At 61.3% G+C, this 20,895-nt stretch carries 17 protein-coding genes and 1 pseudogene; 11 read left to right on the forward strand and 7 right to left on the reverse strand.

Translation table 11 applies throughout. The annotated features are described in order from the left end of the window. Positions 1 to 233: 233 nt before the first annotated feature. Positions 234 to 1,271, reverse strand: a complete 1,038-nt coding sequence (locus AC1DPR_RS14045) for an Ldh family oxidoreductase (protein ID WP_113471364.1) — start codon at positions 1,269 to 1,271, stop codon at positions 234 to 236. 150 nt (positions 1,272 to 1,421) lie between these two features. On the opposite strand from AC1DPR_RS14045, the gene AC1DPR_RS14050 reads away from it, so the two are divergent. From AC1DPR_RS14050 to AC1DPR_RS14090, 9 genes and pseudogenes are all read left to right on the forward strand, one after another. Then, the gene (locus AC1DPR_RS14050; protein WP_477816561.1) at positions 1,422 to 2,939 is read left to right on the forward strand and encodes an aldehyde dehydrogenase (NADP(+)); all 1,518 of its coding nucleotides are present in this window, start codon (positions 1,422 to 1,424) and stop codon (positions 2,937 to 2,939) included. Positions 2,940 to 3,123: 184 nt separating this feature from the next. Further along, complete coding sequence (locus tag AC1DPR_RS14055; protein ID WP_018859735.1) at positions 3,124 to 3,933, forward strand: ABC transporter substrate-binding protein; 810 nt, start codon at positions 3,124 to 3,126, stop codon at positions 3,931 to 3,933. A gap of 69 nt (positions 3,934 to 4,002) precedes the next feature. Then, positions 4,003 to 4,668: an amino acid ABC transporter permease gene (locus AC1DPR_RS14060; RefSeq protein WP_113471366.1), complete on the forward strand. Its 666-nt coding sequence runs from the start codon at positions 4,003 to 4,005 to the stop codon at positions 4,666 to 4,668. A gap of 12 nt (positions 4,669 to 4,680) precedes the next feature. Then, positions 4,681 to 5,334, forward strand: a complete 654-nt coding sequence (locus AC1DPR_RS14065; protein ID WP_018859737.1) for an amino acid ABC transporter permease — start codon at positions 4,681 to 4,683, stop codon at positions 5,332 to 5,334. Continuing rightward, the gene (locus AC1DPR_RS14070; protein ID WP_018859738.1) at positions 5,327 to 6,049 is read left to right on the forward strand and encodes an amino acid ABC transporter ATP-binding protein; all 723 of its coding nucleotides are present in this window, start codon (positions 5,327 to 5,329) and stop codon (positions 6,047 to 6,049) included. Before AC1DPR_RS14065 ends, AC1DPR_RS14070 begins: the two co-directional genes overlap by 8 nt. 7 nt (positions 6,050 to 6,056) lie before the next feature. Then, the gene (locus AC1DPR_RS14075) at positions 6,057 to 7,307 is read left to right on the forward strand and encodes an NAD(P)/FAD-dependent oxidoreductase (protein WP_018859739.1); all 1,251 of its coding nucleotides are present in this window, start codon (positions 6,057 to 6,059) and stop codon (positions 7,305 to 7,307) included. Between the two features lie 83 nt (positions 7,308 to 7,390). Continuing rightward, positions 7,391 to 9,035 (forward strand): annotated as a pseudogene (lhpI, locus tag AC1DPR_RS14080) (cis-3-hydroxy-L-proline dehydratase). Between the two features lie 9 nt (positions 9,036 to 9,044). Then, positions 9,045 to 10,073, forward strand: coding sequence for a trans-3-hydroxy-L-proline dehydratase (locus AC1DPR_RS14085; RefSeq protein WP_113471367.1), 1,029 nt, complete (start codon positions 9,045 to 9,047; stop codon positions 10,071 to 10,073). A 108-nt stretch (positions 10,074 to 10,181) separates the two neighbouring features. After that, the gene (locus AC1DPR_RS14090) at positions 10,182 to 11,639 is read left to right on the forward strand and encodes an MltF family protein (protein ID WP_113471368.1); all 1,458 of its coding nucleotides are present in this window, start codon (positions 10,182 to 10,184) and stop codon (positions 11,637 to 11,639) included. Between the two features lie 80 nt (positions 11,640 to 11,719). On the opposite strand, the gene AC1DPR_RS14095 is transcribed toward AC1DPR_RS14090, so the two are convergent. The 5 genes from AC1DPR_RS14095 to AC1DPR_RS14115 are packed head-to-tail and all read right to left on the reverse strand — an operon-like array spanning position 11,720 to position 17,171. After that, positions 11,720 to 12,703 (reverse strand): ABC transporter ATP-binding protein, encoded by a 984-nt coding sequence (locus tag AC1DPR_RS14095; protein ID WP_018859743.1) that lies wholly within the window; start codon positions 12,701 to 12,703, stop codon positions 11,720 to 11,722. After that, positions 12,696 to 13,703, reverse strand: a complete 1,008-nt coding sequence (locus AC1DPR_RS14100; protein ID WP_113471369.1) for an ABC transporter ATP-binding protein — start codon at positions 13,701 to 13,703, stop codon at positions 12,696 to 12,698. Before AC1DPR_RS14100 ends, AC1DPR_RS14095 begins: the two co-directional genes overlap by 8 nt. Before the next feature lies 1 nt (position 13,704). After that, positions 13,705 to 14,622 (reverse strand): ABC transporter permease, encoded by a 918-nt coding sequence (locus tag AC1DPR_RS14105; RefSeq protein WP_062375524.1) that lies wholly within the window; start codon positions 14,620 to 14,622, stop codon positions 13,705 to 13,707. Further along, positions 14,619 to 15,542: an ABC transporter permease subunit gene (locus AC1DPR_RS14110; protein WP_018859746.1), complete on the reverse strand. Its 924-nt coding sequence runs from the start codon at positions 15,540 to 15,542 to the stop codon at positions 14,619 to 14,621. The genes AC1DPR_RS14105 and AC1DPR_RS14110 overlap by 4 nt, the downstream gene beginning before the upstream one ends. A 48-nt stretch (positions 15,543 to 15,590) precedes the next feature. After that, a complete protein-coding gene (locus AC1DPR_RS14115) occupies positions 15,591 to 17,171 on the reverse strand; it encodes a peptide ABC transporter substrate-binding protein (RefSeq protein ID WP_018859747.1) in 1,581 nt (526 codons plus the stop codon). A gap of 661 nt (positions 17,172 to 17,832) precedes the next feature. Here AC1DPR_RS14115 and AC1DPR_RS14120 point away from each other — a divergent pair. Further along, complete coding sequence (locus AC1DPR_RS14120) at positions 17,833 to 18,288, forward strand: GFA family protein (RefSeq protein WP_018859749.1); 456 nt, start codon at positions 17,833 to 17,835, stop codon at positions 18,286 to 18,288. Between the two features lie 63 nt (positions 18,289 to 18,351). Here AC1DPR_RS14120 and lepA read toward each other — a convergent pair whose 3' ends face one another. Beyond that, a complete protein-coding gene (lepA, locus tag AC1DPR_RS14125; RefSeq protein WP_477816562.1) occupies positions 18,352 to 20,184 on the reverse strand; it encodes a translation elongation factor 4 in 1,833 nt (610 codons plus the stop codon). Positions 20,185 to 20,324: 140 nt separating this feature from the next. Here lepA and AC1DPR_RS14130 point away from each other — a divergent pair, with 140 nt between their 5' ends. Continuing rightward, positions 20,325 to 20,891, forward strand: coding sequence for an XRE family transcriptional regulator (locus AC1DPR_RS14130; protein WP_113471394.1), 567 nt, complete (start codon positions 20,325 to 20,327; stop codon positions 20,889 to 20,891). Positions 20,892 to 20,895 lie beyond the last annotated feature (4 nt).

The following is a 20,895-nucleotide window of genomic DNA, read 5'->3' on the forward strand; positions in this document are numbered from 1 at the left end:
CACGATCATGGATGAAGGAAAAGTCGATCACCGCGTCGATCTTGCGCAGCAGGTGATCCTTCGGCACCAGACTGTCGAGCGTCACCATCTCAAGAGCCGTCTGGGTGGGGGCAGGTTTCTTCAACATGTCCCAATGAATCACAAACCCCCAGACGGTGCCAGGGGTTTGTCAGCAATCTGAGGCCCTCCGATTGGAGGGCCTTTTTGTATTGGCGGCGATTTCTGCCGGTGGCTCAAGCCACCGCCTCCAGGCCGAGCGCGAACAAACGCTCGAGCTGCTTGATTTCGGCGTCGGTCAGCGCGATGCCGTCGGCCTCCGATTTTGCGCGCGCCGCATACCGGCGCTGCGAGGGAAGGCGGGCGCCCTGGCCGACGATGGCCTCGAACAGGGTCTCTGCCCGCGCAAACGGATTGCCTGGCCGGCCGGCGGCGAAGGCTTCCGGCGAGAAGGCGATGATCAATTCGCCGTGGAAAGGGGCCAGCGTCGTCGTGCCGAGATAGTCCAGCACCTCGGGGCTTGTCAGGTCGCCGATCATGATTCCGGCCAGCAGCTCGATCATCGTCCCGATGGCCGAGCCCTTATGCCCGCCGAACGGCAGCATGGCGCCGGCAAGCGCAGCCTCCGGATCGGTCGTCGGATTGCCGTCGGCATCGATCGCCCAGCCCTCGGGCAGCGACTTTCCAGCCCGCCGGTGCAGTTCGATTTCCCCGCGCGCGGCAACCGACGTGGCAAAATCGAAGACGTAGGGCGGCTGGCCGACGCGCGGCCAGGCAAAGGCGAAGGGGTTGGTGCCGAGCAGCGGTTTGTTGCCGCCGGTCGGCGCAACGGTTGCATAGCTCGGGCACATGACCAGACCGGCGAGGCCCTGTTCGGTCAGGGCTTCCGCTTCCGACCAGAGCGCGGAGAAATGCGTGCAGTCGTTGATGACGAGGGCTGCAAGCCCGCAGGATCGGGTGCGCTCCACGAGAGCCCGCAAGCCGAGTTCGAAGGCCGGATTGGCAAAGCCACCCTTGGCGTTGACCTTCACGATCGCGGAGCCCTCCTGCAGCATAAGTTCCGGCACCGCGTCCGGATTCACTTTGCCCGCTTTGACGGTCCGCAGCGCACCCTCGATCCTGTAGATGCCATGCGATTTGCAGGCATCCCGCTCTCCGGAGACGATTACGCGCGCGAGTGCGCCGGCCTGGATCTCGTTGAGGCCAGCCTTGCGGAAAATCGCATCGACCCGCTCCTGCAGGGCCGGTACGGTCAGGGTGGTGTTGTCGCTCATCTCGTGTCTCTCGTGAATGGCCCGGCCGCCGACGGCGATCGAGTGTTGATGTTATAAATACATAGAGTATACAAAGATCCGACATGCGCAATTCGCCTTTGGATGGATTTTCGCGTAAAGCACCACGGGCTCTCAAGAAAGGAATCGCAGATGGTCTTCACTCCCAATGGAAAACACCTCGTCGCGGGCGAATGGCTCGACGGAGCGGGTACTTTTGCATCCGCGCCGGCGCACGGTCCAGACCACCAGTTTGCAGTCGGTACGGTAGATCTTGTCAATCGCGCCTGCGAGGCCGCCGAAGATGCGTTCTGGAGCTATGGCTACTCCTTGCGCGCAGAACGCGCGGCGTTCTTGCGCGCCATCGCCGACGAGATCGAAGCTCGCGCCGAGGCGATCACCGCGATCGGTAGCCAGGAAACGGGCCTGCCGGAAGCTCGCCTCCAGGGCGAACGCGGCCGCACGACCGGTCAGCTACGGCTCTTCGCGGACCATATCGAAAAGGGCGAATATCTCGACCGCCGTCGTGATGCGGCACTGCCCGACCGCCAGCCCGCGGCACGGCCGGAAATCCGGCTTATCCAGCGCCCGGTCGGCCCGGTCGCCGTCTTCGGCGCCTCGAACTTCCCGCTGGCCTTCTCCACGGCCGGCGGTGATACCGCAGCCGCTCTGGCGGCAGGTTGCCCTGTTGTCGTCAAGGGTCACTCGGCGCATCCGGGAACCGGCGAAATCGTCGCGCAGGCGATCGAGGCCGCTATTCGCAAGACGGGTGTTCATCCCGGCGTCTTCTCGTTGATCCAGGGTGGCAACCGTGATGTCGGTCATGCACTCGTGCAGCATCCGCGGATCAAAGCTGTTGGCTTCACCGGTTCGCTCGCCGGCGGCCGCGCACTCTTCAATCTTTGCGCCGCGCGGCCGGAGCCGATCCCGTTCTTCGGTGAACTCGGTTCGGTCAATCCGATGTTCCTGCTGCCCGAGGCGCTGAAGGCACGCGCTGAAGCGCTCGGCCAGGGCTGGGCCGGGTCGCTGACGATGGGCGCCGGCCAGTTTTGCACCAACCCCGGCATTGCAGTTGTGACCGAAGGCGCCGAAGCCGATCGCTTCGTAGCCGCAACGGTCGAAGCGCTCGGCAAGGTCGCGCCGCAGACGATGCTGACGGATGGCATTGCGAAGGCCTACCAGGATGGGCAGTCACGCTTTGCAACTCGCAATACGGTCAAATCGCTGTTCGCCAGCGAGTCCTCTGGCCGCTCAGCCGCTCCGAACCTGTTTGAGACAACCGGCGCACAGTTCCTCGCCGATCACGCCCTGGGCGAAGAGGTCTTTGGACCGCTCGGCCTTGTCGTGCGTGTCCAGACGATCGATGAGATGGAGAAACTCGCTCGTGGCTTCGAAGGTCAGTTGACGGCGACGATCCATATGGATGCAGGTGACATTGCCGACGCCCGTCGTCTGCGCCCCGTGCTGGAACGCAAGGCAGGACGTGTCCTGGTCAATGGATTCCCGACCGGTGTCGAGGTGGTCGATTCGATGGTGCATGGCGGACCCTATCCGGCTTCGACCAACTTCGGCGCAACCAGCGTCGGCACAATGTCGATCCGGCGCTTCCTCCGCCCGGTTTCGTACCAGAACATGCCGGAAGATCTGCTGCCGGAAGATTTTCTCGGCTGATTCCTATCAAGGGTAGAAAAGCAAAGGGCGGCCACGACTTGGCCGCCCTTTTTTGTCGACGTAGCGGCTATTCAACTTATACTTTTTGCATACTTCATGTATTTTAGCATTGATTTGCGCGCGCCGAAGGGGAATAGTGCGCCTCGCTGTCAATCGACAATCCAACTCTGGGAGAGAGAATAGAATGAAACCTTCGGTCCTCGCCTTCGGCCTTCTGGCTGCCGCAACCGTTCTGACCAGCCCGGCGAAGGCCGACAAGTTGGACGACATCATCGGCTCGGGCACGCTGCGCTGCGCGGTCGTACTGGACTTCCCACCGATGGGTTCGCGCGACGAGAATAACAACCCGATCGGCTTCGACGTGGACTATTGCAACGATCTGGCTAAGGCGCTGGGTGTAACCGCCGAAATCGTTGAGACCCCGTTCCCTGAGCGTATTCCGGCGCTGATGTCGGGTCGCGTTGATGTCGGCGTGGCCTCCACCTCTGACACGCTCGAGCGTGCCAAGACTGTCGGCATGACGGTTCCCTACTTCGCCTTCGAGATGGCGGTTACGGCCAACGAGAAGTCGGGCGTGAAGTCCTTCGAAGACATGAAGGGCAAGGTTGTCGGCGCAACCGCTGGCACTTACGAAGCGATCGCACTCGAACAGCAGGTCAAGGCCTGGGGCGTCGGTGAGTTCCGTCCTTACCAGACGCAAGCCGACGTATTCCTGGCGTTGAGCCAGGGCCAAATCGATGCCACCGTTTCGACCTCGACCGTTGCCCAGGCCAACGTCAAGACCGGCAAGTTCGCCGGCATCGCTGTGGTCGGCAAGGCACCGTTCGACATCGACTACGTCTCGCTCTTCACCAACCGTGAGGAATACGGCCTGATCAACTACCTGAACCTGTTCATTAACCAGCAGGTTCGCACCGGCCGCTACGCCGAGCTCTACAAGAAGTGGGTTGGTGGCGACCTGCCGTCGCTCGCGGTCAATGGCGTTTACCGCTAACCCGCACCGTTTCTCCCGCGGCGCGAGGCATGACCTCGCGCCGCAGCTTTATGACAAGGTGAGACGGCAATGTTCAACTACACCTTCCACTGGAACCAGGCACTCAAGGCATTGCCGCAGATGCTCGACGGTGCGCTGGTCACGATGCAGATTGCGCTCCTGTCCATGGTCATCGGACTGGCTTGTGCGATCGCGCTGACCTTGTTCCGGCTATCCGGCAACCGCATCCTTGGTGGCTTCGCCACGGCTTGGGTCGAGATCGCCCGAAATACGCCGGCGCTGTTCCAGATCTACATGGCTCATTTCGGACTCGGCAACTTTGGCATTCACCTCACGCCGTTTACCGCGCTCCTGGTTGGCATTGCCTTCAACAACGCTGGCTACCTGGCAGAAAATTTCCGCGGCGCGCTGAAGGCGATCCCGGACACGCAGACGCGCGCCGGACGCTCGCTCGGCATGACCTCGATGCAGGCCTTTCGCCTGATCGTCATGCCGCAGATGCTGCGCGTGGCGTTTCTGCCGGCGACCAACCAGATGGTCTGGGCGGTCCTGATGACGTCGCTCGGCGTAACCGTCGGTATGAACACTGACCTTACCGGCGTGACGCAGGAACTGAATGCGCGCTCCTTCCGCACCTTTGAATTCTTCGCCTTGGCTGCCGTGATCTACTACGTCATCGCCAAGGTTCTGACCCTTGCCGCCCGGGCACTCGCCTGGCGCATGTTCCGTTATTGAGAGAGGTGAGAGATGTTTAGTACTGCCCTCACCTGGAGTGATCTGGCCTTTCTGGCGCAAGGCGCGGGAATGACGCTCGCGGTCACGGCCGTCTCGGTCGCTGCCGGAACCGTTCTCGGCATCTTCTTCGGGATGATCCGCGTCGAACTCGGACCTTACTGGTCCGCACCGCTGACCTTCGCGCTCGACGTCTTCCGCTCCGTGCCTTTGTTGATCCAGCTTGTGCTCGGAAATGCGCTGCAGTCGATCATGCGGCTTGGCTGGCCCCCATTCACGACCTCCTGCGTGGTGCTGTCGCTCTATACGGCTGCCTATTGCACGGAGATCGTCCGCGGTGGCATTTCCGCGGTGCCGCCGACCACGCGCCGTGCGGCTCGCTCGCTCGGCATGACCTGGTGGCAGGACATGCGCTATATTGTGGCCCCGCTCGCAACGCGCGTTTCGCTGCCGTCTTGGATCGGACTGACGCTCGGCGTCATGAAGGATTCCGCGCTGGTGCTCTGGCTCGGCCTGATCGAGTTGCTGCGCGCCTCGCAGATTCTCGTGACCCGGCTGCAGGAGCCGCTGTTCATCCTGATGATCTGCGGCACCGTCTACTTCATTATCAGCTTCCCCATCGCCCGGATTGGCGGGTATCTCGAAAAACGGTGGTCCCCCAATGATTGAGATTGAAAACGTCCGCAAATCCTTCGGCCCGTTGGAGGTTCTGAAGGGCATCAACCTCACTGTTCCGAAGGGCGAGGTGCTGACCATAATCGGTGGTTCCGGCTCGGGGAAGTCGACGCTGCTCACCTGCATCAATGGCCTTGAGGCCATCGACAGTGGCCGTATCGTTGTCGACGGCACGGATGTGCATGCCAAGGCGACCGACCTCAACAAGCTTCGCCGCAAGCTCGGCATCGTCTTCCAGCAGTGGAACGCTTTTCCGCATCTGACGGTGCTGGAAAACGTCATGCTTGCGCCGCGAAAAGTGCTCGGCCTTTCCAAGGCGGAAGCCGAGGCGATCGCGGTAAGGCAGCTCACCCACGTCGGCCTCGGGGAGAAGCTCAAGGTCTATCCTAACCGCATGTCGGGCGGCCAGCAGCAGCGCATGGCGATTGCGCGTGCGCTTGCCATGTCGCCAGAATACATGCTGTTCGACGAGGTCACCTCGGCGCTCGACCCACAGCTGGTTGGCGAAGTGCTCGACACACTGCGCATGCTGGCCTCCGAAGGCATGACGATGATCTGCGTCACGCACGAAATGAAGTTTGCGCGTGAGGTTTCAGACCGCGTCGCCTTCTTCCACAAGGGCGTGATGGCCGAGATCGCTCCCCCGGAAGAGCTGTTCGGTGCGCCGAAGGATCCGGAGTTGCAGGCTTTCCTCGCTGCCACCCATTGAGGCGATGATGAACGATCAAATTCAGACGGATGTCATCGTAATCGGCGCGGGGGTCGTTGGGCTATCCGCTGCAATCGCGGCACAGGCAAGGGGGCTTTCGGTGGTCGTACTCGACCGGGAGGGTCCCGCTGCCGGCGCCTCGGCTGGCAATGCCGGCGCCTTCGCCTTTACCGACATCCTGCCGCTTGCTTCGCCGGGCATCCTCAAGAAAGCACCTAAGTGGCTGCTCGATCCGCTCGGCCCGCTTTCGGTGCCGCCAGCCTATGCCTTGCAGATCGCGCCATGGATGTTCCGCTTCTGGCGCGCCTGCGCGCCGGGCCGTGTCGCCCATTCGACTGCGGCGCAAACCGCGCTGATGGACCTTTCGAAGGCGGAGCTTGAGCCGTTCCTGCAGCAGAGCGGCACCGTGGGCATGCTGCGCAAGGATGGCAATCTGCAGGTCTATGAGGGCGAAGCGGAACTGAAGGCTTCGCTTCCCGGCTGGAAAGCGCGGGAGGAGCATGGGATCGAGTTCCATCACCTCGATGCGGCCGGCATCAATGAGATCCAGCCTGGTATCGCGCCTCGCTTCACCCATGGCACCTTCACGCCTGGCTGGTACTCCATCGCCGATCCCAAGCTCTATACCCTTGCCCTGGCAGACCACTTCCGCGCCATCGGCGGCTCCATCGAGCGTGCGGAGGTCATCGCACTGCGTCCTGTTGATGGCGGCGTAGATGTCGTCAGTTCCGGCGGCGCTTCGCGACGGGCAGCACAGGTGGTCCTATCGGCGGGTGCATTTTCACATCAGGTGGCCCGTACGATCGGGGAGAATATCCCGCTCGAAACGGAAAGGGGCTACAATACCACGCTCCCTCCCGAGGCTTTCGATCTGCGCACGCAGATTACCTTCGGCGGGCACGGATTTGTCGTTACCCGGCTGTCGACAGGCATCCGCGTGGGCGGCGCCGTCGAGCTTGGGGGCTTGAAGCTTCCGCCGAACTTCCGTCGATCGGAGGCGATGCTGAAGAAGGCACAGAGCTTCCTGCCCGGCCTGAAGCCTCAGGGCGGCGTCCAGTGGATGGGGTTCCGCCCATCCTTGCCGGACAGCCTGCCCGCCGTCGGTCACGCCCGCGCCACGCAGCGCGTTGTCTATGCCTTCGGTCACGGCCATCTTGGCCTGACTCAGTCGGCTGGCACCGCGCGCATCGTCGCGGATTTGCTCACGGGCAAGAAGCCGGCGATCGACATTGCATCCTTCTCACCCCAAAGATTCTGATGGAAGCGGGAGCGCGCTCATGACAGTTGGCCGCATCAGCCCCATTGGTGAATGACTCCCTCCGCTCAAGGCTTCGTGTTGAAATGAAAACCCTCGCACTCGATCGCAGCATTCTCGGCGGTACCGCGAATGGCCCCGTCATTGTCGCAAAGGAGGCATTGAGCTTCTGGGGCGGGGTCGATCCCGCTACTGGCTTGGTGATCGACGTCCACCACCCGCTTCACGGAAGCCGCCTCACCGGTTGCATTCTGATGATGCCCTCGAGCCGCGGATCCTGCACGGGTTCCGGCGTACTCCTCGACCTCGTCCTGACGGGTCGCGCACCGGCCGCCCTGGTTTTTTCCGAAGCCGAGGATGTGTTGACGCTCGGCGCGCTGATCGCGTCCGAAATGTTCGGCAAGCCTCTGCCCGTCGTACGGCTTGGGCCGGAGGCCTTTGCGGCGCTCTCCCGCGCGAAGACCGCCGAGATCAGCGATACGGCGGTTGTCGCAGACGAGGTGGAGATTCCGATCGCTCCTCCGGCAACCGCTGCGCTCGACCTCAACGATGCAGATCGCGCCATGCTTGACGGGCAGCAGGGCATCGCCGTGCAGCAGGCCATGCGCATCATCTGCGCCATGGCGGCGCAGCAGGGCGCGCGCGGCCTCGTGGATGTCACGCAGGGCCATATCGACGGCTGATATGGGCGCGCAGGTCCGCGTGCCGACGACTATGAACGCCATTTCCGTCGACCGCGCCAATTGGCAAGCGCAAGGCGTTCCGGAAAGCTTCGGCGACCCGGCTGCACGGCTTGCCGATGCCTATGTGCGCATGGGCTGTCGCCCGACCTTCACCTGCTCTCCCTATCTGCTGGATAGCGCACCGCAGGCGGGCGAATCGATTGCATGGGCAGAGTCCAACGCAGTGATCTTCGCCAATACCGTGCTCGGCGCGCGGACGGCAAAACACCCCGATTTCCTCGATCTCTGCATCGCGCTAACGGGACGTGCGCCGCTGTCCGGCGTTTATCTCGACGAGCATCGCAAGGCACGACGGATCATTGATGTCGAATTGCCCGAGCGCGTCGATGACGCTTTCTGGCCGCTCATCGGTTATCTCGCAGGTCGCGCGGCGCCGGATCGCATCCCGCTTTTGCGCGGCCTAAGCTCCGCGCGGCCTTCGCAGGACGACCTGAAGGCGCTGTGCGCCGCTTTTGGCACCACGTCAGCAGCACCCATGCTGCATGTGGAGGGCGTTACGCCCGAAGCTGCCGGCTCGGCCCGCGACGATGCCGATCGGGTTGTCATCTCGCGCGCCGACATGGCTGCGGCCTGGACGGTTCTAAACGAGGGGCCGGAAGAGGTGGAACTCGTTGCCATTGGCAGCCCGCATGCCTCCCTGACCGAATGTCGAGCCTTGGAAGAAGCGCTTGCCGGCCGCAGCCGGCACGCGGATGTCACGGTAATTGTGACCGCCGGTCGCCAGGTCATCAGCGAAGCGCGCAACGAAGGCCTGTTGAAGAGATTGGAGGATGCAGGCGTGCAGGTCCTGCCCGATCTCTGCTGGTGTTCGATTTCCGAGCCCGTGTTCCCGACGCGAACCCGCTCCCTGATGACGAACTCGGGCAAATATGCCCACTATGGCCCCGGCCTTTCCGGTCGTGCCGTTCGCTTCGGCAGCCTTGCCGATTGCGTCACCGCCGCTCTGACTGGGCGCGTTCCGCCCCAGTTGCCCGATTGGCTTTCCTGAGGAGGTATCATGCACAGCACCAAGACCATCCATGTCGTTTCCGCCCATGCCGAGGGCGAAGTGGGCGATGTCATCGTCGGCGGTGTGACGCCGCCGCCCGGCGAAACGATCTGGGAGCAAAGCCGCTGGATTGCGCAAGACGGGACGTTGCGCAATTTCGTGCTGAACGAACCGCGCGGCGGCGTTTTCCGGCACGTCAATTTGCTGGTGCCACCGAAGCATCCCGACGCCGATGCCGCATTCATCATCATGGAGCCGGAAGATACGCCACCCATGTCGGGATCGAATTCGATCTGCGTATCCACGGTGCTGCTGGACAGCGGCATCCTGCCGATGCAGGAGCCGATCACCGAGATTACCCTCGAAGCGCCCGGCGGGCTCGTCCGTGTGCGCGCCGAGTGCCGCAACGGCAAGGCCGAGCGCATCTTCGTGCAGAACCTACCAAGCTTCGCGGAACGACTGGATGCGAAGCTGGAAGTCGAGGGCGTGGGTACGCTGACCATCGATACCGCCTATGGCGGTGACAGCTTTGTCATCGTCGATGCGGCGGCGATGGGCTTCAGCCTGTCGCCCGACGAGGCCCATGACATTGCGAAGCTCGGCGTGCGCATTACCAATGCCGCCAACGCCGCGCTCGGATTTCATCACCCGGAAAATCCGGACTGGAATCATTTCTCCTTCTGCCTCTTTGCAGGGCCGGTGGAGCGTACCGCCGAAGGTCTACGTGCGGGTGCAGCCGTCGCGATCCAGCCCGGCAAGGTCGATCGCTCGCCCACGGGAACGGCGCTGTCGGCCCGCATGGCCGTATTGCACGCGCGTGGACAAATGACGCTCGAAGATCGTCTGACTGCGGTGTCGTTGATCGGCTCCACGTTCTCTGGCCGCATTCTAGGCACGACCGATGTTGGCGGTCGCCCGGCCATCCTGCCTGAGATCTCCGGCCGCGCCTGGATTACCGGTACCCATCAGCACATGCTCGATCCGTCCGACCCCTGGCCGGAAGGCTATCGGTTGACCGATACCTGGGGTGCCCGCTGATTGCCTGACCAGCCTTGAGCGGTACGGATAATCTCCGCTCAAGGCGCCTGCACACCTTTGATTGTGCAACAGACGTGGTACGCTCGCAGCATCAGCTGGGGGCAAGTCATGCGACGTCTTCTTTTCAGCATAGTGCTTGCAATCATCACCATTCTGTTCGGTCAGGTTGCTGCGTTCGCCCAAACGAATGTCGAGGTCGGCGGGATCATGCCGAAGCCGAATACGGGCGATCTCGATGCTATGACCAAGATCCGCCTCGTTCGAATCCTGGTGCCATACAGCAAGACCATCTATTTCATCGACAAGGGACGCCAGTTCGGAACCGCGGTGGAGTTTGGGACGGCCCTGGAGGCCGAGCTCAACAAGGGCAGGAAAAAAGCGATCGAACACATCCGCGTCGCCTTCATTCCGACCGGGCGAGATCGATTGATTCCAGCCCTCAAGGAAGGGCTCGGCGACATCATCATGGCCAACTTGACGGTCACCCCTGCGCGGCTTCAGGACGTCGATTTCAGCGCGCCGATCTACAGCGACGCGAGCGAGGTGCTGGTATCAGGGCCATCCGCGGAGGCGGTTACCAACATCGCCCATCTGGCAGGCAAGGAAATCCGCGTCCGTCAGACGAGCAGCTACTACGAGCATCTTCTGTCGCTCAACGAGCAATTGAAGAAGGACGGAAAGCCGGAGATCCAAGTCAAGCCGATCGACGAGAACCTTGAGGACGAGGATCTCATGGAGATGGTGAATGCCGGCCTCCTGCCCTGGACGGTGGTCGATGGATACAAGGCCGACATATGGGCGAAGGTGTTCACGGAATTGAAGGTCCATCCTGATGTCGCCGTGGCCACTCACGGGCAGATCGCCTGGGCGATCCGCAAGAATAGTCCGCAGTTGAAAGCCGTCCTCGACAAGTTCGCCGAGCAGCACAAGGTTGGCACGACCTTCGGCAATCTGCTGCGCAACCGCTATTTCAAGAGCGATACGATTCTGCGGCGTGCCTATTCGCCTGCCGATGTCGATCGCTTCAAGGAACTGGTCGAAATCTTCCGCAAGCATGCGGGCACGTACTCGTTCGACTATCTGATGCTGATGGCGCAGGGCTATCAGGAATCCCAGCTTGACCAGTCGCGGCGTAGTCCGAGGGGCGCCGTCGGCGTGATGCAACTGCTTCCTGCCACGGCGGCGGGCAAGGAGATCGGCATAACCGGCATCGCCAAGAGCGAGGATCTCAATGTCGAGGCCGGCGCGAAATACCTACGCTATCTGGTTGAAGTCTCCATCAAGGGGGAGGGTGTTTCGCCGCGCGACCAGCAGCTGATGGCGTTTGCCGCCTACAATGCGGGTCCGGGAAATCTCCGGAAGTTTCGCGCCAAGGCAAAGGACATGGGGCTCGATCCCAATGTCTGGTTCGGAAACGTCGAGAATGCCGCAGCTGCCATCGTCGGCCGGGAAACGGTCCAATATGTCAGCAACATCTTCAAATACTACATCGCCTACAGCCTGCTGATGGAGCGGGTCGAAGCACAGCGCGCCTCGATGAGCACGACCACACCTGCCAAGAACTAGCGACTATGCCTTCGGTGTCGAATAGGTCAAACGGCCCGCTGGAAAACGGGCGGGCCGTTTGCAGTTCTGTCGATGCCGGCTTACCGGTCCATGTGATAGCAGGCGGCGGTTTGCTCGGGCCTGACCTGCTCCGTTGGCGGCATCTCCGTGCGGCAGATGTCCGTGGCCTTCCAGCAACGCGGAGAGAAGACACAGCCGGGCGGCGGATTGAGCGGCGAGGGCGGGTCGCCCTGAAGTCGGATACGCTGCCGGTTGCGTGCAAGCTTCGGATCGGGCACTGGCGCGGCCGAGAAGAGCGCCTGCGTGTAGGGATGCGCCGGGCTGTCGAACACGGTGGCGCAATCGCCAGCCTCGACCACCTTGCCGAGATAGAGCACCAGCACATCGTCTGAGATCAGACGTACGACCGAAAGGTCGTGGCTGATGAAGATCAGCGTCAGCCCGAACTCCTTGCGAAGCTTGCGCAAGAGCGTGATGACCTGCCCCTGGATCGACACGTCGAGCGCCGAAACCGGCTCGTCGCAGATGATCAGCTTCGGCCGTGTTACGACTGCGCGGGCAATGCCGATGCGCTGTGCCTGGCCGCCCGAGAACTCGTGCGGATAGCGGTTGATCATTTCAGGCACGAGGCCGACGGCACCCATGATCTCCTGTACGCGCGCCACGCGTTCCGCTTTTGTAAGCTTCGGCTCGAAGACGGTGAGCGGTTCGGCGATAATGTCGCCGACCGTCATGCGCGGATCGAGGGAGGCAATCGGATCCTGGAAGATGATCTGCATGTCGCGGCGAGCCGCGCGCATTTCCTCATCCGACAGGTCGAGCAGATTGCGCCCCTGCCAGAGAATGCGGCCTTTCTGTGATTTCAACAGACGCAGGATCGAGCGGCCAAGTGTGGACTTGCCGCAACCGGACTCTCCGACGATCCCCAGCGTCCGGCCTTCTCTGAGGTCGAAGCTGACATTGTTCACCGCAGTCAGCGTCATCGGCGGTTTGAAGAAGCTCTTCGACGGAATTTCGAACTGGGTGGTGAGGTTCTCGACCCTTAGGAGTGATCGTTCAGCCATGGTTCAAAACCTCCTCGCGGCGGGGGAAGGGATGGAAGCAGGCCGCGGAATGGCCTTTCGCCAACATCTCAAGTTTCGGCGACGCGTCGATACAATCGTTCTGGACCATTGGACAGCGCGGCGAGAAGCTGCAGCCTTTCGGCAGGTGCTGCAGATTGGGCGGGCGGCCGGGAATGACGGCGAGCTGATCGACGTCCTGGTCCGGCCGCGGGATCGAAGCGTGCAGCGCAGCGGTATAGGGATGCGCCGGTACCTCGAAGAGCTCGTCGACTGGCGCTTCCTCGACGATCCGCCCGGCATACATGACGGCCACGCGATCCGCGAGGCCCGCGACGACGCCCAGATCATGCGTGATCATGACGAGCGCCGTGTTCATTTCCGCCGTCAGGTCGTTGAAGAGATCGAGGATCTGCGCTTGGATCGTCACGTCAAGCGCCGTCGTCGGCTCGTCGGCAATGAGCAGCTTCGGTTTCGTCAACAGCGCCATGGCAATGACGATGCGCTGGCGCATGCCGCCCGACAGCTCGTGCGGGTAGAGGCTGAAGCGCCGCGTCGGGTCGGGGATACCGACGCGCTTCAGCATATCGAGCGCCTCGTTGGAGGCAGCCCGCGCGGTGAAGCCGCGGTGAACCTCAAGCTGCTCCGTCAATTGCCGGGAAATCCGCAGAGACGGATTGAGCGCGGTCATCGGGTCCTGGAACACCATGGCCATGTCCTTGCCGCGGACATGGTCGAGCTCGCGCGGCCTTAGCGCCAGCACATCCTTGCCCTCGAGTAGTGCTTGGCCGCTGGTGCGGCCGTTCTTGGCAAGCAGACCCATGACGCCGAGGAAGGTCTGGCTCTTGCCCGAGCCGGACTCGCCGACGATCGCCACGCGCTCGCCGCGCCGGATCGACAGGTTCATGTTCGAGACGGCCTTCACCTCGCCATCCGGCGTCGCAAAGGTGATCGAATAGTCCTTCAGTTCGAGAAGCGTATCGTTTTTGGTTTCGTGTTGCATTCTATCGATCCTTCGGGTCGAACGCATCGCGCAGGCCGTCGCCAATGAAAAGCAGGCTCATCAGCAGGGCGACGAGGAAGCAGGCCGGGAAGGCCAAGAGCCACGGCATGCTTTCCATGGCGTCGGTGCCCTCGGCGATCAGCGTCCCGAGTGATGTCAGCGGTTCCTGAACACCGAAGCCGAGGTAGGACAGGAAGCTTTCGGTCGCGATGATTTCAGGAACGGTCAACGCGGCGAAAATCACCACTGGACCGACCAGGTTCGGAATGATGTGCTTGAGGATGATCTTGAACGGTTTCTGGCCGGATGCACGTGCCGCCTCGATGAACTCGCGCTGCTTTATCGAGAGTGTTTGCCCGCGCACGATGCGAGCCATGGTCAGCCACTCCAGCGCGCCGATTGCCGCAAAAAGCAGGTAGACGTTTCGGCCGAACACCACCATCAGCAGGATGACGAAGAGGATGTAAGGCAGCGCATACATGATATCGACGAAGCGCATCATGAGCGCGTCGAGTCTGCCGCCGATGTATCCGGAGATCGCTCCATAGAGCACCCCGATGACCACCGAAACGATCGTGGCAGTTGCCGCAACCGCAAGCGAGACGCGGGTGCCGTAGAGCACGCGCGCAAGCAGGTCGCGGCCATTTGGATCTGTTCCGAAATAATGGCCGCTTTCCATATCCGGCGGCATGCGAAACGCCGCCCAATCCGGTTCCTCGTAGTCGAACGGGATCAGGTACGGGCCGATGAATGCGACCAGTATCAGGAGCAGCAACACGATGATGGCGACGACTGCTGCCTTGTTGCGGGAGAGACGACGCAGCGCATCGCTGGTCAGCGAGCGGCTCTTGTGCGAAAGCCCTTCGGCCTCGAGAAGCTCGGCCGCGAGCAGCTCTCTCTTTGCTGGATTGAGGATCATCGGTTTCTCACTTTCGGATCGAGCCATGCATAGGCAATGTCGACGAGAAGGTTCAGAAAGACGATCAGCACCATGTAGAAGATGACCGTGCCGAGAACCATGCCGTAGTCGCGGTTCAGCGCTGCGTTGACGAAGTAGCGGCCGATGCCCGGCAGTCCGAAGATGCTCTCGACAACCAGCGAGCCGGTGAGAAGGTAGCTTGCCGCCGGACCGAGATAGGAAACGACAGGCATCATGGCGGGCTTTAGCGCGTGACGAATAACAGTTAGCCGTGGGCCGATGCCCTTGGCCTTGGCGGTCCGGATGTAGTTCTGGTTCATCACCTCGATCATCGAGCCGCGGGTCATGCGCGAGATGCGGCCCGCATGTGGCAAAGCCAGCACAACGATCGGAATGACGAGATAGCGGAACGAGCCGTCACCCCATCCGCCGACAGGCAGCCAGCCGAGATGGATACCGAAGACCAGCTGCAGGATAGGCGCAATCAGAAAGTTCGGAAGAACGAGGCCAACGAGAACGAGCAGCCCGAGGAGGTAGTCAGGCGCTTTATTCTGATAAAGTGCCCCAAGACAGCCGACTGTCACGCCGATAAGTATGGCAAAAATGAAGGCGAGGCCCCCGATCGTGAACGTGTAAGGCACGCCGATCATGATTTGCTGGGCAACGCTGAAATCTTCGTTGGCGAATGACGGGCCTAGATCACCCTTCAAGACGTCGAAGACGTAGATCAGGTATTGTTCGATCAGCGGCTTGTCGAGATTGTAGTGAGCCGCGAGGTTCTTCAGGATCACCGGCGGCAATGGCCTCTCGCCATCGAACGGGCCGCCGGGAGCAAGGCGCAAGACAAAAAAGCTGAGTGTCACGGCGATCCACATCACGGGGATCGTCGACAGCAGGCGACGGAGTGCATATTTGATCATGGTCGTGGATCGGCCCTTCCCACATTCAGCGGGAAGGGCCGGTGTTCCTTATTCTTTGACCGACAGCCAGCGCGTGCGATGGATGTCCTGAATATTGTCGACGAAGCCCTGGACCTTCGGCGAGACCACGTTCTTCGAGACATAGTAATAAAGCGGAATGGCGGCGCTGTCGTCGAGCGCAAGCTGTTCGGCCTGCTTGAAGATTTCGGCGCGCTTCTTCAGGTCGGTTTGAGCGTTCGCTTCCTTGACGAGCTTGTCGAAGTCGGCATTGCTCCAGCGGCCATAGTTCATCGAAACGCCGGAAACGAGTAGACCCAGGAAGTTATCAGGATCGTTGTAGTCCGCGATCCAGCCTGCGCGGCCGATTTCGACCTGACCGTGCTGCATCTCGTCATAGTGGACCTTGGTTTCGGTGTTGTAGAGCTCGATCTGTACGCCGAGCGGCTTCCACATCGAGGCGATCGCCACAGCTACGCGCTTGTGGTTGTCATTGGTGTTGTAGCGGAGCTGTGCCTTCAGCGGGTGGTCAGGTCCGAAGCCTGCTTCCTTGAGCAGCTTTTTCGCCTCTTCCACCTTTTCCTTGTAGGGCATGTCCTTCCAGCTCACATAGGCCGGCTCACCATAATTCGCGGTGCCCGGCGGTACCCAGGAATAGGCCGGCAGTTCGCCGGTGCCGAGGATCTTCGGGCCGATGACTTCACGGTTGACGGCCATCGAGAGGGCCTGACGAACGCGCTTGTCGTCGAACGGCGGCTTCGTGGCGTTGAGGACGTAGTAGTAGCTGGCGAGGAACGGCGTGACATGGGCCTGGCCCGGCAGGTTCTTCTTCATCCATTCATACTGATCCGTCGGGAAGTCGGTCATGATGTCGAATTCGCCGGCGCGAAAGCGCTTCAGAGCCGCTTCCTGATCCTCGAGCGTGAAGAACTTCACGCCATCGATCTTCAGGTCCTTCTCGCCGTAGTACTGGTCGTTCTTGACTGTCGTGACGGACGCGCCCGGAATCCACTCGGTCGGCTTGTACGGGCCGTTGGTGACGATGTTGCCGATCTTCACCCAGTCATTGCCCTTGGCTTCAACCACATGCTTCGGCAGCGGATAGGCGGTGTAGTGCATCAGCGAATTGATGAAATAGGGGGTCGGGTTCTCAAGCGTGATCTCGAGCGTCTTGTCGTCGATCGCCTTGACGCCGAGCTGGCTGAAATCGGTGATTTCGCCCTTGTTGATCTTTTCCGCGTTCTTGATGGTGAATTGCAGATAGGCGTATTCCGCGGCGTTCTTCGGATCGACAAGGCGCTGGAAGGCGAAGACGAAGTCGCCGGCCGTCACCGGCTGCCCATCCGACCACTTGATGCCGTCGCGAAGCTTGAAGGTGTAAACCTTGCCGTCCTGCGAGACGGTCCAGCTTTCAGCCTGTCCCGGAATCGGATCGTCCTTCGGGTCTTCGGTGACGAGGCCCTCGAAGATGTCGCCAGCAATGCGGTTCTCATAGTCGCTCGACAGCTTCTGCGGGTCGAGGGACTGCGGGTCGCCGCCATTGTGGATGTTGAGTGTCGCGGCGTGCGCGGTCACGGCCAGCAGTGAGCCAAGCACGGCTGAAGCCAGGAATTTTTTCGTGAGAAAGTTCATATGGGGGCCACCTTTCTAGGCTTTTCGCCTTTATTAGTCGTTTGTTCCCATGACCAGTTACGTTCAGGTCAGCGCACAACCTATCGTAAAGGCTTGCCGTTGCAAGTCCCCAAATGAAGCAGCGAGCGACACTCCTTGCCGCCGCGAAAATATTTAGTCTGTAGCCGCCCGGCCTGCCGCAGAAGGAGGGATTTCGCCCGTGCTGTGCCGTTTCGTACGATGGGCAAGCTTCAATGCATTCAATCAATGATTGCAGATACCGAGGGTAGCCGGCTCATCTTTTGATGCCTTTGCGGCGAATTAAGTTGACTATTCAATGACGGATAGGCTTGCGACATCTTGCCGCCGTCTGTTTTTGAAATGCTGCGTTGTCCCGCGATTTCGGGGACCGACTGGATTGGGTGGCACCGGTCTTCGCCCGTGGCTTGCAGACGCTGACGGAAAACGGTGCGTTGATTCTGGTCGACAAGCGGGCCGGTGCGGAGGTGGGCCAGTGTGCACTCGATCCAAAGGTCGCTATCGCTTGGTCGCTGCCAGTGGCGCGAATATCCGCGCGATCATGGCTTTCCGATTCCTAGGAGGCGATGCCGGTTTGCCTGCAGCCGACAGTTTGACGCCGCGCCGCCTGCCGCTAGATTGAGCATGACGAAGGGAGGTCGCGATGACCGAAGTAAATCTACCTTGGACCGGTGGCTGCCGATGCGGCCGCGTGCGATTGAAGATCCGCGCCAAGCCGCTTTTGACCATGGCGTGCCATTGCACAGGGTGCCAGAAGATGTCGTCGAGCGCCTTTTCGCTGAGTGCCGCGATCCCGGCGGAGGCCTTCGAAATCACCGAAGGAGAGCCCGTCATCGGTGGGCTGCACGGCGTCGAGGCGCACCACTATTTCTGCGGCCACTGCATGACCTGGATGTTCACGCGATCGGACGGGATGGATTGGTTCGTCAACCTGCGTCCGACGATGCTGGACGATCCGCGCTGGTTCCGGCCGTTCATCGAGACCTGGACCCGCGAAAAACTGCCCTTCGCCGAAACCGGCGCGGTCCGCAGCTACGAGGCGCTGCCGTCGATGGACGCCTATCAAGGGCTGGTGAAGGAATACATGGCCTGCAGTTGAGGCAGCGCAGGATCAAAAAGCCCGGCCACGCGTCGTGCGCCGGCCGGGCTGAAAATGATGCTTTTATTCGTCGCCCATCTTGAGCGCGGCGATGAAGGCTTCCTGTGGAATCTCCACCTTTCCGAACTGGCGCATGCGCTTCTTGCCTTCCTTCTGCTTGTCCAGAAGTTTGCGCTTTCGGGTGGCGTCGCCGCCGTAGCACTTGGCCGTCACGTCCTTGCGCAGCGCCGAGATGGTCTCGCGGGCAATCACGTTGCCGCCGATCGCTGCCTGGATTGGGATCTTGAACATGTGCTTCGGGATCAGTTCCTTCAGCCGCTCGCACATGTCGCGGCCACGCTTCTCGGCAGACGCGCGGTGGACGAGCATGGAGAGCGCATCGACAGGCTCTCCATTGACGAGGATCGACAGCTTGACGAGGTTACCTTCGCGGTAGCCTTCGAGGTGATAGTCGAAGGAGGCGTAGCCCTTCGAAATCGACTTCAGCCGGTCGTAGAAGTCGAAGACAACTTCATTGAGCGGCAACTCGTAGGTCACCATTGCGCGGGTGCCGACATAGGTGAGTTCCGTCTGGATGCCGCGACGATCCTGGCAGAGCTTGAGAATGCCGCCGAGGTAATCATCAGGCGTCATGATCGTCGCCTTGATCCAGGGCTCGCGGATCTCGTCGATCTTGACGACATCGGGCATGTCAGCCGGGTTGTGCAGTTCGCGCTCGCTGCCGTCGGTCATCGTCAGCTGGTAGACGACCGAAGGCGCAGTGGCGATCAGGTCGAGGTCGAATTCGCGCTCAAGGCGTTCCTGGATAATCTCAAGGTGCAGCAGGCCAAGGAAGCCGCAACGGAAGCCGAAGCCGAGTGCGGCCGATGATTCCATTTCGAAGGAGAAGGAGGCATCATTCAGGCGAAGCTTGCCCATCGCCGCGCGCAGATCCTCGAAATCCGCGGCATCGACGGGGAAGAGACCGCAGAACACGACCGGTTGGGCCGGCTTGAAGCCCGGCAAGGCCTGCGTCGTTGGGCGCTTGTCATCGGTGATGGTATCGCCGACGCGCGTATCGGCCACTTCCTTGATGGAGGCGGTGATGAAGCCGATTTCGCCAGGCCCGAGACTGTCGACATTGACCATCTTTGGCGTCAGCACGCCGACGCGTTCCACCTGGTACTTGGCGTCCGTGCCCATCATGCGGATCGTCTGGCCCTTGGTCAGCACGCCGTCGATGACGCGGACGAGGACCATGACGCCGAGATAGGTGTCGTACCAGCTGTCAACGAGCAGCGCCTTCAGCGGTGCCTTTTCACCGCCGGGGCTCTTCGGCGCCGGCAACTTCTGAACGATTGCCTCGAGGACATCGGGGATGCCGAGGCCGGTCTTTGCCGAAATCAACACGGCTTCCGAGGCATCGATACCGATCACTTCCTCGATCTGTTCCTTGATGCGATCAGGTTCGGCGGCTGGCAGGTCGATCTTGTTGAGGACGGTGACAAGCTCGTGGTTGTTGTCGATCGCCTGGTAGACGTTGGCGAGCGTCTGGGCTTCCACGCCTTGGCTGGCGTCAACGACGAGCAGCGAACCTTCGCAGGCCGAGAGCGAGCGCGAGACCTCATAGGCGAAGTCGACGTGTCCGGGCGTGTCGATCAAATTCAGGATATAGGTCTCGCCATCCTTGGCCTTGTAGTGCAGACGCACCGTCTGGGCCTTGATGGTGATGCCGCGCTCGCGCTCGATATCCATGTTGTCAAGCACCTGCTCGGACATCTCGCGCTCGGCCAGGCCGCCGGTCGATTGGATCAGGCGGTCGGCAAGCGTCGATTTGCCGTGGTCGATGTGGGCCACGATCGAGAAATTGCGGATATGGGAAAGCGGAGTCGTCGAATTGGTGCTCATGCGCGCCATATAGCAGCGCCGACCCTTGCCGCAAAGCGGAAAAGCAGGGGTTCGTTTACGATAAGTCGCCGTTTCGCGGACCGAAACATCATACTTGATTCTATTATCAGATCGTGAAAGTCTATTATAATAGAAAATCGGATCCAATGATGGAACAAGAACTCGAAACGGCGATCGGCCTTCGCATCCGCAGACTGCGGATCGAGCGGAATTTGACGCTGGAAGACCTGGCCAACGCCTCCGGCGTCAGCCGGGCGATGATCTCCCGCATCGAGCGCGGCGAAGCGAGCCCGACGGCCCCGCTCCTCGCCAGGATTTGCGCAGCGCTCGGCCTGTCGCTGTCGGCCTTCTTTGCCGAGGACGGCGAGGTCTCGCCGCTGTCGCGCCGTCAGGACCAGCAGGTCTGGCGGGATCCGGAGACCGGTTACGTCAGGCGCTCCGTCTCCCCGCCGGGAGCCGCTTCGTCTGTCGATATCGTCGATGTCGAATTCCCGCCAGGCGGTCGCCTTAGTTTCCCGCCGCACGCAGCCAGCAACGGCATGACACAGCATGTCTGGCTGTTCGATGGCGAAATGGAAATGACGACGGGCGACACCGTCTACCGACTGCTGCCTGGCGACTGCCTGTTCATGCCGGTCGGCGAAGGCCATGTTTTTCATAACCCCGGCAACATTCCCGCCCGCTATTGCGTCGTACTCGATCGGCGCGGGCGCTAATTCA

Source organism: Rhizobium sp. 01T417, assembly GCF_056398905.1.

Excerpts from the sequence above, each read along its gene's own strand:
- AC1DPR_RS14085 (WP_113471367.1), top strand. The coding sequence starts at position 9,045 with ATGCACAGCACCAAGACCATCCATGTCGTTTCCGCCCATGCCGAGGGC.
- AC1DPR_RS14065 (WP_018859737.1), top strand. The coding sequence starts at position 4,681 with ATGTTTAGTACTGCCCTCACCTGGAGTGATCTGGCCTTTCTGGCGCAA.
- AC1DPR_RS14055 (WP_018859735.1), top strand. The coding sequence starts at position 3,124 with ATGAAACCTTCGGTCCTCGCCTTCGGCCTTCTGGCTGCCGCAACCGTT.
- AC1DPR_RS14090 (WP_113471368.1), top strand. The coding sequence starts at position 10,182 with ATGCGACGTCTTCTTTTCAGCATAGTGCTTGCAATCATCACCATTCTG.
- AC1DPR_RS14050 (WP_477816561.1), top strand. The coding sequence starts at position 1,422 with ATGGTCTTCACTCCCAATGGAAAACACCTCGTCGCGGGCGAATGGCTC.
- AC1DPR_RS14130 (WP_113471394.1), top strand. The coding sequence starts at position 20,325 with ATGGAACAAGAACTCGAAACGGCGATCGGCCTTCGCATCCGCAGACTG.
- AC1DPR_RS14045 (WP_113471364.1), bottom strand. The coding sequence starts at position 1,271 with ATGAGCGACAACACCACCCTGACCGTACCGGCCCTGCAGGAGCGGGTC.
- AC1DPR_RS14110 (WP_018859746.1), bottom strand. The coding sequence starts at position 15,542 with ATGATCAAATATGCACTCCGTCGCCTGCTGTCGACGATCCCCGTGATG.
- AC1DPR_RS14105 (WP_062375524.1), bottom strand. The coding sequence starts at position 14,622 with ATGATCCTCAATCCAGCAAAGAGAGAGCTGCTCGCGGCCGAGCTTCTC.
- AC1DPR_RS14075 (WP_018859739.1), top strand. The coding sequence starts at position 6,057 with ATGAACGATCAAATTCAGACGGATGTCATCGTAATCGGCGCGGGGGTC.
- lepA (WP_477816562.1), bottom strand. The coding sequence starts at position 20,184 with ATGGCGCGCATGAGCACCAATTCGACGACTCCGCTTTCCCATATCCGC.
- AC1DPR_RS14095 (WP_018859743.1), bottom strand. The coding sequence starts at position 12,703 with ATGGCTGAACGATCACTCCTAAGGGTCGAGAACCTCACCACCCAGTTC.
- AC1DPR_RS14120 (WP_018859749.1), top strand. The coding sequence starts at position 17,833 with ATGACCGAAGTAAATCTACCTTGGACCGGTGGCTGCCGATGCGGCCGC.
- AC1DPR_RS14100 (WP_113471369.1), bottom strand. The coding sequence starts at position 13,703 with ATGCAACACGAAACCAAAAACGATACGCTTCTCGAACTGAAGGACTAT.
- AC1DPR_RS14115 (WP_018859747.1), bottom strand. The coding sequence starts at position 17,171 with ATGAACTTTCTCACGAAAAAATTCCTGGCTTCAGCCGTGCTTGGCTCA.
- AC1DPR_RS14060 (WP_113471366.1), top strand. The coding sequence starts at position 4,003 with ATGTTCAACTACACCTTCCACTGGAACCAGGCACTCAAGGCATTGCCG.
- AC1DPR_RS14070 (WP_018859738.1), top strand. The coding sequence starts at position 5,327 with ATGATTGAGATTGAAAACGTCCGCAAATCCTTCGGCCCGTTGGAGGTT.